Annotated in this window: 8 protein-coding genes; 4 read left to right on the top strand and 4 right to left on the bottom strand. The window is 65.8% G+C overall.

Annotation, left to right across the window (positions count from 1 at the left end; genetic code table 11):
- Positions 1 to 35 precede the first annotated feature (35 nt).
- The 3 genes from GL284_RS16195 to GL284_RS16185 all read right to left on the bottom strand — a co-directional run bounded on the left by GL284_RS16195 (position 36) and on the right by GL284_RS16185 (position 7,466).
- Complete coding sequence (locus GL284_RS16195) at positions 36 to 4,565, bottom strand: translocation/assembly module TamB domain-containing protein (protein WP_155045690.1); 4,530 nt, start codon at positions 4,563 to 4,565, stop codon at positions 36 to 38.
- Positions 4,565 to 6,457, bottom strand: a complete 1,893-nt coding sequence (locus GL284_RS16190) for an autotransporter assembly complex protein TamA (RefSeq protein ID WP_155045689.1) — start codon at positions 6,455 to 6,457, stop codon at positions 4,565 to 4,567. The genes GL284_RS16195 and GL284_RS16190 overlap by 1 nt, the downstream gene beginning before the upstream one ends.
- An 88-nt stretch (positions 6,458 to 6,545) precedes the next feature.
- Complete coding sequence (locus tag GL284_RS16185; RefSeq protein ID WP_155045688.1) at positions 6,546 to 7,466, bottom strand: glucokinase; 921 nt, start codon at positions 7,464 to 7,466, stop codon at positions 6,546 to 6,548.
- A 136-nt stretch (positions 7,467 to 7,602) separates the two neighbouring features.
- Between GL284_RS16185 and GL284_RS16180 the strand changes: the two genes are divergently transcribed.
- The 3 genes from GL284_RS16180 to GL284_RS16170 all read left to right on the top strand — a co-directional run bounded on the left by GL284_RS16180 (position 7,603) and on the right by GL284_RS16170 (position 9,899).
- Positions 7,603 to 8,031 carry a hypothetical protein gene (locus GL284_RS16180; protein ID WP_230383131.1) on the top strand — a complete coding sequence of 143 codons (429 nt, stop codon included), beginning with the start codon at positions 7,603 to 7,605 and terminating at the stop codon, positions 8,029 to 8,031.
- Between the two features lie 63 nt (positions 8,032 to 8,094).
- The gene (gene ahcY / locus GL284_RS16175; protein WP_155045686.1) at positions 8,095 to 9,486 is read left to right on the top strand and encodes an adenosylhomocysteinase; all 1,392 of its coding nucleotides are present in this window, start codon (positions 8,095 to 8,097) and stop codon (positions 9,484 to 9,486) included.
- Positions 9,487 to 9,557: 71 nt separating this feature from the next.
- Positions 9,558 to 9,899, top strand: a complete 342-nt coding sequence (locus GL284_RS16170) for a DUF2853 family protein (protein WP_155045685.1) — start codon at positions 9,558 to 9,560, stop codon at positions 9,897 to 9,899.
- Between the two features lie 100 nt (positions 9,900 to 9,999).
- Here GL284_RS16170 and GL284_RS16165 read toward each other — a convergent pair whose 3' ends face one another.
- Positions 10,000 to 10,614, bottom strand: a complete 615-nt coding sequence (locus GL284_RS16165) for an enoyl-CoA hydratase/isomerase family protein (RefSeq protein ID WP_155045730.1) — start codon at positions 10,612 to 10,614, stop codon at positions 10,000 to 10,002.
- Positions 10,615 to 10,713: 99 nt separating this feature from the next.
- Here GL284_RS16165 and GL284_RS16160 point away from each other — a divergent pair, with 99 nt between their 5' ends.
- Positions 10,714 to 12,387, top strand: a complete 1,674-nt coding sequence (locus GL284_RS16160; RefSeq protein WP_155045684.1) for a DUF2125 domain-containing protein — start codon at positions 10,714 to 10,716, stop codon at positions 12,385 to 12,387.
- Positions 12,388 to 12,465 lie beyond the last annotated feature (78 nt).

Raw genomic sequence — 12,465 nt, 5'->3', positions numbered from 1 at the left:
GAATGACGGCCAGCCCCGCAGGGCCGGCCATTTCCTCAGTAATCCCGTTCGTAAAACAGCCCCAGCGTGCTTTCGCCGTCGCTGGCCACGGATCCGCGTGCGGTCAGGCTTCTGGAGACATCAAGGTTCAGGTTCAGCTTGGTGGTGCCTTCGCCGCCGACCTCGACATCGGTGTAAAGGTTCTGGGACAGATACTTGCCCGCCCGGACCGAGACATTGCCCTGGTCGTCGGTCGTTAGGTCCAGATCGTCCAGCCCGGTCGAGGCGCGCAGCCGCCCGACGATGCCATCGCCACCGCGCCCGGCCAGCGTCGCCACCGCGCTGGCAAGCTGGGCGGCCTGCAGGGCGCTGATATTGTCCAGCCCGCGCCCGAACAGCAGTTGCGACAGCACCTCTTCCTCGGGCATGTCGGGCGAGGATTCAAAGGTGATGTCGGGATCGCGGGCCTCGCCGTCGATGATGATGCGGGTGGTGATGCTGTCCTGCACGGTTTCGGCCACCAGCCGGATGACCGGGATCAGACTGCCCTGCAACTCGATCAGACCTTCGGTCAGGTTGAAGCGTTTGCCCAGCAGATCGACGCGACCCCGGATCAGTTCAAGCTGGCCGATGGGGATCGGCGTGCGCGCGTCGCCGGTCACGCGGATCTCTCCGCCCAGTTCGGCATCGACGCCGCGGCCGCGAATGAACACCTGATCGGGGGCCGAGATGGTCAGATCAAAGCGCGCGGGCACGGCGGGCGGCGTGGCGGGCGGCGCGGTCATGCCCGCCTGCCGCGAGGCCTCGCTGGGGAATTCCAGCAGACCGGCCTTGGCGCGGGTCTGGCGCTGCGGCGGACGTTCCGACCGGTGGATGATGTTCGGGATCGGCCTTGCGCCGCCAAGCCCGGTCGAGGGGATGCGGATTTCCGTCGTGCCCAGATCGACCCGTCCGGCGATCAGCGGCGCGCCGCCCCCGCTGGAGGTGATGCGGATCGTGCCGTCGGCGCGCGTCTCATACAGGTTCGGATCGCGCAGCACGACGCCATTGGCGCGCACCGTCAGATCCATCGGACGATTGCCCGTCAGCGTCACATCGCCATCCACCGTCAGCGTGCCGCCGCCTTCGACCGCGCCATCGACATCGACGCCGATGCGGCCGCCGTTGAAATTCGCCGCCGCATTCAGCGCGCTGATGGAAAGCCCGAAGCGCGGCTCGGCCAGACGCCCGCCATTCAGCGCCACGCGCCCGGTCAGCGCATCCAGCGAAGGCGCGCCGTTCAGCCGCAGATCGAAGCTCAGCGGGCCTTCGACGCTGCGGGTGCGCAGGAACGGATTGGCCGCCGCCGCATTGCCCGAGCCCTGCACGCGCACATCCATGGTCTGGAAATTCCCTGCGACCGAGCCGGTGATCTGCGCCTGCGTATCGCCCGGCGCCGTCGCGTTCAGATCAAGCTGATAGGCATTGCCGGTGTTCTGGATGCGGCCCCTGACCTCGGCCGCGCCGGGATAGCCGGGCACCACGACGCCCAGATTGTTCAGGCGGGCGTCCAGATTGACCCCCTCGTTCGGAGAGCCGTTGCCGGTGATGCGGAATTGCGGGTTTTCGGCCAGCAGGCGGCTGACCGTCAGGCTGCCATTCGCGCGCTGCTGCGCCGCCAGATCAAAGGTCGTCTGCCCGGCCAGCACGGCATCGGCCTGCGCGTTGCCGACGGCAAGGCCGCGCGCCGAGCCATTGGCGGCAATGGCGCGACCGCCGCCCTGCTGATCCTTGACGCTGGCCTGCGCCTGCACCGCGCCGCGGAAACCGCCGCCAAGGAAACGCAGATCGTCGGCGCGCAGATCGGCGCTTAGATCGGTGGTGCCCCGGCCCACCTGACCTTGGGCATTCAGGTTCAGACGGGGGTTTTCGACGCGGGCGGTCTCGATCCGGAAGGTGCCGTCGCGCTCGGTCCCCCGGATGGCAAGCTGCGTCGCGCCGGTCAGCGCGCCGTCAAGCTGCGCCTGCCCGAAGGACAGATCGCGCCCGGTGCCGGTCACATCCAGCAGCCGCGCGCCGGTGCCGTCATCGCGGAAACTGCCCTGCGCATTCAGCGCACCCCGCCAACCGCGCCCGAAGCTGGCCAGCGATCTGACATCCACCTGCCCGGTCATATCCGTGCCCGCCGCGCCCAGCGTGCCCTGCGCGGTCGCCGAAAGCTGCTGGTTGTTCAGGTTGAAGGTGCGGACCGTGATATTGCCGTCGCGTTCTTCGGCATCCAGATCCAGCAGCGTCTCGCCGGTCAGGGCGCCGTCCACATCCTGCTGGCCGAACCGCAGATCCGTGCCGCGCCCGGTCAGCTTGATCTGGCGCGCGCCGCCCGCCTGCGTGGCACTGGCCTGCGCCGTCAGCCCGCCCGAGAAACCGCGCCCCAGCACCGCCAGATCCGGCATCGCGAAGTTCAGCTGGCCATTCAGATCCTCGGCTGAAAACGTGCCGCTGCCATCGGCCTGCAATTGCGGGTTGGCCAGATCGAATTTCTGCAATTCGTATGCGCCGTCCTTTTCCAGAAGCTCGATGGCAAGGCGCGTCTCGCCGCTGAAGGCGCCGTCGACCTCGGGCATCCCGATCTTAAGGTCGGTGGCATCGCCGTTCAGCACCAGCTTGCGCGCACCCGCCGCGCCGGTCAGATGCGCATCGGTGCGGATGCCGCCGGCATATTTCGGATCGGCCACGGACAGGTCGGGCATGGTGATGGTGGCCGTCAGGTCGCTGGCCCATGTGCTGAGAAAGCCCTGCGCTTCGGCCGTCAGGTTCTGCGCATTCACCGTCAGGCGGCGCAGCTGGATGCCGCTGGTGTCGCGCTTGGCGCTAAGATCGATGCGCGAGGTGCCGTCCAGCAGCCGGTCGGCATTGGCCTGTCCGACGCGGATGTCATTGCCCAGAATCTGCGTGTCGATATCAAAGGACTTGCCCAGCAGCGCATAGCGGCCCTTGATCGTCGCTTCGGCGCTGCCGCCCAGATCCCGGTCGGCAAGCTGGGAAAAGCGCGACAGGTTGTCATGCCGCGCGGTGACATTGCCCGACAGCGCGATGCCGCTGCTGAGGCCCGACACGGTGGTTTCGCCGCGCAGGCCGAATTCGTCGCCGTTGATGTTCATGCCCCAGAAGCTCAGCGCATTGCCGGGCGCGAACGAAAAGTTCAGACCGCCGTTCAGCGTCGTGCCAAGCGCGCTGGCCAGCGCCGGATCGGCGGGCAGCAGATCGTCCATGCCGAAGGCGACCCAGCCGCGCACCTGATCCAGCGCCTGCGCTTCGGTCAGGATCACGCGGCCCCGGCCGTCGATGCGCAGCTCGGACAGGCTGATATCGGGGCGATGGATATCGCCCACGCGCCCGACCAGTTGCCAGCCCTGCCCCTGCGCCGCGTCGTAATCCAGCCGCAAGCTGCCCGAGCGCACGGTGGTCGCCACATCGCCCGTGGGCAGGCCCACCGGCAATTGCGTGGCCCCGGCATCTTCGCCCAGAAGCAGCGTCAGCTTGGCGCTTTCCGGCGCGCCCTGCGCCGTGGTCGCGACCGAACCGGACAGATCCAGCGCACCCGTGGCGATCTTCAGTTCCGGGATCAGCAGCCGGCCGTCGGCCCCGCGCCAGCCATTGGCGCGGATGACGGATTCGCCCTCGAAGAATTGCTGATTGTCGGGCGAGGTCAGGCTGGCAATATCGCCGCCCAGATTGGCGCTGAAAGCCGTGCCCGGCGCGCCGTCGCGTTCTTCGGATTGAACGGACACCGTGCCGTTGATGCGCGGCTGGCCGTTCGTGTCCAGATTGATGTTGGCGGTGTAATTCGACAGCGGCCCGGTGCCCTCGATCGTGCCCCGGATCGATGGGCGGCCATTCATCTTGACGATATTGGTAAACAGCCCGCCCGCATCTTCGTCCAGTTGCAGGTTCAGCCCCAGCACCCGCGTTTCGTTGGAAAACGAGGTATCCAGCAGAAACTGCCCGCGCGGCCCGTCGACGCGGTTGATCGTCAGCTTGGTCGCACCTTCGCCATTGGCAAGGTTCATGCTGCCATCGATGGACAGCACCGCCTCCTGCCCGATGATCGGCTCGCCCAGCTCGACCCGGCCCACGGTGATCTTGGCGATGTTCACGCCGACCGGCAGTTGCGGCAGCGAAAACTCCCGCGCCTCGGCCTGCGGCGCCGCCGTTTCGCTGCCCCCCGAGGGCAGGCGCGGCAGGATGACCCGCTCGGCAACCAGTTCGTTGATGTCCACGCGGCGACGCAGCAGCGCCGAGCGGCTCCATTGCATCGCGCCGTTTTCCAGCGTGATCCACACGCCGTCATCATCGGCAATGGTCATGCGATCAAAGGTCGCGCGCGAGGACAGCGCCCCCCGGAAGCCCTCGATATGAACCTGACGACCCGCACCGGACAGCTTTTCCTGCAAGAAGCGGGTAATGAACCCCTGATCGTCATCGACTTCTTGCGAGATCTGCGCCGCGCTGCCGGGCCGGGGCTGTTCATCCTGCGCCAGGGCAAGGAACGGCACCAGCAAGGCCAGCCACAGGAACACGAACAAAGGTGCGCGCATGGTTTTCATCAGAATGCCTGCCCCAGTCCGATATAGACCTGAATCCCGCCGCTATCGCCATCGCCGCCGCCGACAGGCGTGGCGATGTCAAAGCGCAGCGGCCCGATGGGCGTCTTGTAGCGGATGCCCGCCCCCGCGCCCGCCTGCCAGCCGCTGTCGCCCGAAAACGCTTCCTCTTCCCAGACCCGGCCCGCATCGGCAAACAGCGCAAGCCCGATCTTTTCGCGCACCTGCACCCGCGCCTCGGCGGTCAGGGTGACGATGGACATGCCGCCGGTCTTGACCGGGCCGGTTTCGCCGGGGATCACCTCGACGCCCAGCGATTCATAGGAATGACCGCGCACCGTGCCGCCGCCACCGGAATAGAACAGATAGTCGCGCGGCACCTGATCGATGTCGGGCCCGATCACCGTGCCCAGACGCGCGCGGCCCGCCAGCGTGAATTTGTCATCCGCGCCGAAGCTGTAATATTTCCGCCCCTCCGAGATGACCTGCGCGCCGCTGCCGGTTTCATCCTGCAGGCCAAAGAACGGCGTCACGCTGCCGTAAAGCCAGTAGCCCTGCTTGGCGTCGGTCTTGTCGTCGCGCTGATCGGATGTGACGGACATGGGCAAGGCGAACAGCCGGAAGTTCGAGCGTCCGCTTTCGTCATCCACCCGCAGCGCCCGGAATTGCAGACCGATATCGGCGATGAATTCATCGCTGGGCTGATAGGTGAAGCCCAGCCCGAATGTGCCGGTCTTCTGGTCGTAATCCTCTTCCTGTTCGTCGGTCACGATGGCCTCGACATAGCCGGTCGTGTCGGCCGTGATGGTGGCGGGCCGGTCGATGCGGACGCCAAGGTTGTAATCCTGCCCGGAATCCTTGGCCCCGATATCGGTGATCCCGGCATCGACGCGCAGCCTTTCGCCCCCGCCCAGCAGGTTGCGATGCATCCAATAGCCGGTCAGGGCCAGACCTTCTGTGTTCGAGAACTCGAACCCGCCCCCGATGCGGCGCAGCTTCTGTTCGACGACCAGCAGATCGACGTCCAGCGTATTGTCAGGTCCGACATAATCCGCCTCGCTCAGCGTGATGGTCGAAAAGACGCCGGACCGCCGCAGACGCTTGCGCACATCCTCCAGCTTCTCGGGATCGAAGCGCTGGCCTTCGGGAAAGCCCGCGATCTTGCGCAACCGGCGTTCGGACATGCGGTCATAGCCGCGAATGCTGAGCTTGCCGAAGGTCAGGCTGGGACCCGGTGCCAGCGCGATGCGGCTGTCGATGGTATTGGCGGCATGGTCGGCAATGATCTGGTCGTCGCCGACGGCCGCCTTGGCATGGCCCACCTCGCGCCAGCGCGTGACCGAGCGCGTGGCCGCCGTCGTCATGTCGCCGGTGCGGGCGACGCCCCCCGCGCGGTAATCGCCGGGCAGATCGGTTCCGGGCGCCAGCGGCCCGATCTCGGCCCGGCTATAGCGGAAACGCGGGCCGGGATCGACACTGACCTGCACCTTGCGCACGATCCGGGGCGCATCCAGCGGCGCGATCTGCGCGGCCTCGACCCCGTCCAGCTTGATGTCGATCAGCCCCGAGAAATAGCCCTGATCGTAAAGCACACCCAGGATGCGGGCATAATCGCCCCGCGCCGCCGCCAGAATGTCCTGCCCGGTCACGCGCCCTTCGCTCTGCGCACTGATCAGCAGCGAGGTATTGCGCACCAAGGGCAGGATATCCTCATCCGTGCCGCCGATCTGGATATCAATGTCAACGGGCGAGGCCTCATTGCCATCGGTCCCGCCGAACCAGCCCGAAAAGGGCGAGGATGCCGAAGACGACGACCCGGATTGCGCCAGCACGACCCCGCTGCCCGCGCTCATGACCAATGCGGCAGCGGTGCCTGCCCAAAGAAGTCGTTTCATTCCTGCCCGCCCTGTCTCGGCTGTTTTCCGCAGTCTTGCAGGCATGGGCCGTGAAATCCAGCGCCGGGACCCAGATTCCTCGGGTTTTTCAGCGGATCGCCGCCAGACACCCTTCCAGCGCGGCCATGTCGTCGCGGATGACGCCGATGGGCACGGCCTGGGGGATCTGCGCCATCAGCGGATCCGACCGGAATGCCTCGGCAAAGATATCAAGCCTTTGGGTCGCGCTGCGGGCCACGCTTCCGGCAAGGAACATGCCCTCCATCGGCATGAAACGCAGCGCCAGTTCGCGACAGATCAGCCCGAAAAGGCGGGCATAGAGATCACAGGTCGCCATCGCCTGCGGCTGCCGGGCATCGGCGGCGGCCACGACATCTTCGGCGCGCACGGGCTTTGTATCCGTCCGCAGCGCGTGCAGATTGGACAAGCCCCGCCCGGCGAACAGCTCTTCGACCGAATCGAGCGTGTCGGCCTTGGCACCCAGCACCTCGCGCAGGGGGCGTTCGACCGAGACCGGCAGGCGGGTATGGCCCTCCTCGGCCTCAAGACAGGCGATGCCGCCATCCGGCAGGACCTTCACGGCGCAGACGTTGAAGCCTGTGCCCGCATTGACCACCAGCCGCTGACCATTGCCGCCCGGCTGCGGCGTGCCCAGCAAGAACCCCGCGGCCTCACCCGACAAGGCCGGCGTCGCATAGCCCAGGGCAATCAGGTCATTGATCAGCCGCGCACGGGTTGCGCCGGTCAGGTCGATCAGCCGGGTTTCGGAAAACGACCAGTCGCGATTGGTCAGCCGCGCCTTGCCATGCGCCACGGGACCGGCGACATCCACGCAGACCGCCTCGATCTGCGGGCTGCCCTGCTGTTGCAGGAACAGCTGCACCACCTGATCGAAATCCGGGTGATCGTCGCCGCGAAACCGGGTGATGCTGTCCGCGCGGATGCCCTGCGTATCGGCCAGCGCAAGCCGTGCGTTGGTGCCGCCCACATCCGCCAGCAAGATCGCCATGTTCCGCTCCTTTGGAATTGCGTGTCGCGCCGCATTGTTAGGCGATTGTGGCGCGGCCTGCCAGCGCCGGGTCGGAACCCAAGCCCGCGCAGGGCGTTTTTTCCTCAGATCGACGCGAAAGCGAAAGGATCGGATGATGAGGATGATGACCAAGATCGCCGCCGCAGGGCTGGCCACGATGATTGCCCTGCCCGCCAGCGCGGCCATTACCACGCGCGAAGACAACATGGCCCAGCCGCAGGGTTGGTCCGCCGTCGCCGGGATGGACCCGCGTGAGGTCCGCGAGATGGCGCGCTCGCTGCCGCCGACCACCGATGTCAGCCCGGACAAGCCGTGGTGCGACCACCGCGCCCAGGTCGAACAAAGCCTGACCAACGAATTCGGCGAAGCCCGCATAGGCAGCAATGGCGGCGACACCGCGCTGTGGGGCTCGGAACAGATGGGCACATGGACCGTGGTGCTGGAACGCGCCGACGCGACAAGCTGCATCATCGCCTCGGGGACCGGCTTTACGACGGGCGCAAATCCCAGCGCCTATCTGACCCGCGTGGGGCTGGCCCGCTAGGCGGTTTGCAGCCCTGCCCCGCAGATGATATGGCGCTGGCAACCTGTTTTGCGAGGCATAGCCATGACCGACCATATCATCCGCGACATCGCCCTTGCCGATTACGGTCGCAAGGAACTGGACATCGCCGAAATCGAAATGCCCGGCCTGATGGCACTGCGTGCCGAATACGGCGAAGCGCAGCCTCTGAAAGGCGCGCGCATCGCCGGGTCGCTGCACATGACCATCCAGACCGGCGTGCTGATCGAAACGCTGGTGGCGCTGGGGGCCGAGGTCCGCTGGGCGTCGTGCAACATCTTCTCGACCCAGGACCACGCGGCGGCGGCCATCGCTCAGGCGGGCATCCCGGTCTTTGCCATCAAGGGCGAAACACTGCCGGAATACTGGTCCTATACCGACCAGATCTTCCAGTTCCCCGAAGGCACGGCGAACATGATCCTGGACGATGGCGGCGATGCCAGCATGTATATCCTGCTGGGCGCACGGGTCGAAGCGGGCGAGACCGACCTGATCTCGACCCCCACCAGCGAAGAGGAAGAGGCGCTGTTTGCCCAGATCCGCAAGCGCCTTGCCGCCAGCCCCGGCTGGTTCACCCAGCAGCGCAACGCGATCAAGGGCGTGTCCGAGGAAACCACCACCGGCGTCCACCGCCTGTATGATCTGCACAAAAAGGGCCTGCTGCCCTTCCCGGCGATCAACGTCAATGACAGCGTCACCAAGTCGAAATTCGACAACAAATACGGCTGCAAGGAATCGCTGGTCGACGGCATCCGCCGCGCCACCGACGTGATGATGGCGGGCAAGGTCGCCGTGGTCTGCGGCTATGGCGATGTGGGCAAAGGCTCTGCCGCCTCGCTCAGCGGCGCGGGCGCCCGCGTCAAGGTGACCGAGGTCGACCCGATCTGCGCGCTGCAAGCCGCCATGGACGGGTTCGAGGTCACGCTGCTGGAAGATGAAGTCGCCACCGCCGACATCTTCATCACCACGACCGGCAACAAGGACGTGATCCGCATCGAACACATGCGCGAAATGAAGAATATGGCCATCGTCGGCAATATCGGCCATTTCGACAATGAAATTCAGGTCGCAGCGCTGAAGAACCACAAATGGACCAACGTCAAGGATCAGGTCGACCTGATCGAGATGCCGTCCGGCAACCGCATCATCCTCCTCTCGGAAGGCCGGCTGCTCAATCTGGGCAATGCGACCGGCCATCCCAGCTTCGTCATGTCGGCCAGCTTCACCAACCAGACGCTGGCCCAGATCGAGCTGTGGACCCGCGGCGAGGACTATCAGCCCGGCGTCTATATCCTGCCCAAGGCGCTCGATGAAAAGGTCGCCCGCCTGCATCTGGACAAGATCGGCGTGAAGCTCAGCAAGCTGACGACCGAACAGGCCGACTATATCGGCGTGCCCGCCGAAGGCCCGTTCAAGTCAGAGCACTACCGCTACTGATCGCGGTTTCTGTTGCCAAATGAATCCAGCACGCTACGCTTTCCCCCGGACCGAAATCCGGGGGATATCTCATGAGCAAACGTGACGACCTGATCGCCAAATACGCCGCCGACCTGACGAACAAGCTGGGCCTCACGCCCGACATGGACCTGCTGACCAAGGTGGTGATCGGCTGCGGCCCGTCGATCTACAGCAATGATGCCGAAACCATCGCAGGCTCGGACAAGTCCGAGCTCGAGCGTGTGCGGCAGAACTATCTCGTCAAGAAGCTGGGCCTGCCCGATGGCGACGATCTGACGGCGGCCATCGACAGCGTGATGCAGCAATACGGCACCTCGAACCGCAACAAATATCGCGCCGTGGTGTATTACCTGCTCTGCACGCATTTCAAGAAACAGTCGGCCTACGCCTGATCGCGGCCTGACGGCCTTCTCTGTTCTTGAAATACTCCGGGGAGGCCCGCAGGGCCGGGGCAGAGCCCCCTGAAAATACCGGGGGCCGTGCCCCCGTCCGTCACAACATCCCCGCAATCGCCGCCGCATGGCCTTCGGGCGCGGCCAGAATGTCGGCGCACAGCGCTTCCGCCTCAGCCATCAGCGCATCGGGGGCCACGATCCGGTCGACCAGCCCCCAGACCCGCGCCTCCTCGGCGGCGATCTTCTGCCCCGCCATCAGGATCATCCGCGCCCGCGCCGGACCGACCAGTGCCACCAGCCGCGCCGGATCGCCCGGCTGCGGCAGATAGCCCAGCCGCATGACCGGATAAAAGAACTTCGCCTCGGGCACGGCCAGCCTTATGTCGCAGGCCAGCACCATGCCCATCGCGCCGCCCGCGACCGTGCCGTTCAGCGCGGCGATGGTCAGGCAGGGCATGGCGGCCACCGCACCGGACAGCCGCTCCCATTCCGGCGACAGGGCCAGCCCGGCGCGGGCCGCGTCCAGATCCGCCCCGGCGGAAAACACCCGCCCCGTTCCGGTCAGGATCACCGCCCGCAGGTCGGGCGCATCGGCCATGGCCCGAAACCCATCGGCCAGCGCGGCCAGCATGGGTTCGGTCAGCGCATTGGCCTTTTCCGGCCGCGAGATCCGGATATGGCCGATTCCGTTCACGATTTCGCGCAAGATCATGCTGTCGGTCACTTGCCCTCCTTGGACCTCGCCATATGCTGTGGCAGAAGTTTCACCAAACCGCGTTTTATTGTTCATTCACCCCGGAAAGGTAATGAAATGTCCCTCAGACTGACAAGCTCTGCCCTGGCGCTGGCGGCGTTCACCTCGCCTGCCTTTGCCGACGTGACCCCGGAACAGGTCTGGCAGTCCTGGATCGACTATTACGAATCGGTCGGCTACACCGTCGCCGAAGCGGGCCGCGACATGGCGGGTTCGACCCTGACGCTGCGCGATGTCACCATCGAAGGCGGCGCCGAGGGCAACAAGGTCGTCAGCCGCATTCCGCAGGTCACCCTGACGCAGGAAAACGGCGGCAAGGTCCGCACGGTCTTTGCCGATCAGATGGACATGGATGTCAGCGGCACCGAAGAGGGCAGCGCCTTCAGCCTGCCCGTCGCCATCTCGATGCCCGGCAATGCCATCGTCACCTCGGGCGCACCCGAGGACATGACCCATGAATTCGACTATCCCACCATCGATGTCACGCTGAGCACGATCACCTCGGACGGGGCCGAGCGGCCGCTGCCGATCACGGTCAAGCTGGCCGACACGACCGGCACATTCCATTCCGTCGCAGGCACGCCCGCCAAATACGACTATACCATGGCGACCCAGAAGCTGACCTTTCAGGGCGACGTGACCGAAGAAGCGGGCGACCAGATGAAATTCGCGGGCAGCCTTGATGCGCTGCGCAGCGAAGGCACGATGACCGCAGGCGGCAAGTTCACCGATCTGGAAGGCCAGATGTCTCAGGCGCTGAAGGACGGTCTGGCGATCAGCGGCAAGCTGGCCACCGGGCCGGGCGCGGGCACGTTCGAATTCGCCAGCACCGATGCCGAAGGCCAGCCCTCGTCCGGGTCGGGCAAATATGACGGCAAGGGCATGGATCTGTCCTTCAACCTGTCCAGCGACGGCATGGGCTATCAGGGCGCGACCGATGCGGTCAGCTTTGAAATGACCTCGCCGCAATTCCCCGCGCCGATCAGCTATGGCGTCGAAAGCGGCAGCTTCGACATGCAGCTGCCCGTCACGCAATCCGACCAGCCGCAGCCCTTCAAGTTCGGCTATGCGCTGTCGGGCGTCACGCTTGGCGATCAGATCTGGGCGATGTTCGACCCGCAGGCGCAACTGCCCCGCGATCCGGCCTCGCTGGAAATCGACCTGACCGGGCTGATGAAGGTGACGCAGGACATCTTCGCCATGCCCGCCGCGGATGCCACGCCGGAAACCGCAACGGACGACGACGCCAGCGATGATGCCGCCCCTGCGGACGACACCGATGCGGCCACGGCCGATGGCATGACCCCCGACACCCCGGCCGATGATGCCGAGGCGCAGGCCGATGCCGATCTGGCGCAGGATGAGACCATGGCCGGTGACGACACGGCCGAGGAAACCCCCTCGCCCTTCGAGCCGGTGGAACTGACCATCAACCAGATCGCGCTGAATGCGGTGGGTGCCAAGGTCAATGCCTCGGGGTCACTGAAAGCGCCGGAAGGTGGCGATCTCAGCGCGCCGGTCGGTCAGATCAAGGCCGAATATGAAGGCGTGAACGGCCTGCTGGACAAGCTGGGCGCCATGGGCCTGATCCCCGAGGATCAGATGATGGGCGTGCGCATGATGCTGGCGATGTTCGCCAAGCCCGTCGACGGCAATCCCGAAAAGCTGGCAACCGATCTTGAATTCCGCGATGGCGGCGCGATCTTTGCCAACGGCCAGCAGATCAAGTAAGCCATTGGGTGGCGTGGTCCTTCGCGCCGCCCCCTGCAAGTTTCTGACGGGGGCAGGCCGGGCCGTGCCCCCGTTATT

Source organism: Paracoccus shanxieyensis (genome assembly GCF_009711265.1).
Lineage (GTDB): Bacteria > Pseudomonadota > Alphaproteobacteria > Rhodobacterales > Rhodobacteraceae > Paracoccus > Paracoccus shanxieyensis.
The sequence above is the reverse complement of the archived record's forward strand: the minus strand, read 5'-3'. Positions and strand labels throughout refer to the sequence as shown.

Bases quoted from the DNA above. Each gene is read 5' to 3' on its own strand.
- GL284_RS16195 (WP_155045690.1), bottom strand. From the start codon at position 4,565: ATGAAAACCATGCGCGCACCTTTGTTCGTGTTCCTGTGGCTGGCCTTG.
- GL284_RS16190 (WP_155045689.1), bottom strand. From the start codon at position 6,457: ATGAAACGACTTCTTTGGGCAGGCACCGCTGCCGCATTGGTCATGAGC.
- GL284_RS16185 (WP_155045688.1), bottom strand. From the start codon at position 7,466: ATGGCGATCTTGCTGGCGGATGTGGGCGGCACCAACGCACGGCTTGCG.
- GL284_RS16180 (WP_230383131.1), top strand. From the start codon at position 7,603: ATGAGGATGATGACCAAGATCGCCGCCGCAGGGCTGGCCACGATGATT.
- ahcY (WP_155045686.1), top strand. From the start codon at position 8,095: ATGACCGACCATATCATCCGCGACATCGCCCTTGCCGATTACGGTCGC.
- GL284_RS16170 (WP_155045685.1), top strand. From the start codon at position 9,558: ATGAGCAAACGTGACGACCTGATCGCCAAATACGCCGCCGACCTGACG.
- GL284_RS16165 (WP_155045730.1), bottom strand. From the start codon at position 10,614: ATGATCTTGCGCGAAATCGTGAACGGAATCGGCCATATCCGGATCTCG.
- GL284_RS16160 (WP_155045684.1), top strand. From the start codon at position 10,714: ATGTCCCTCAGACTGACAAGCTCTGCCCTGGCGCTGGCGGCGTTCACC.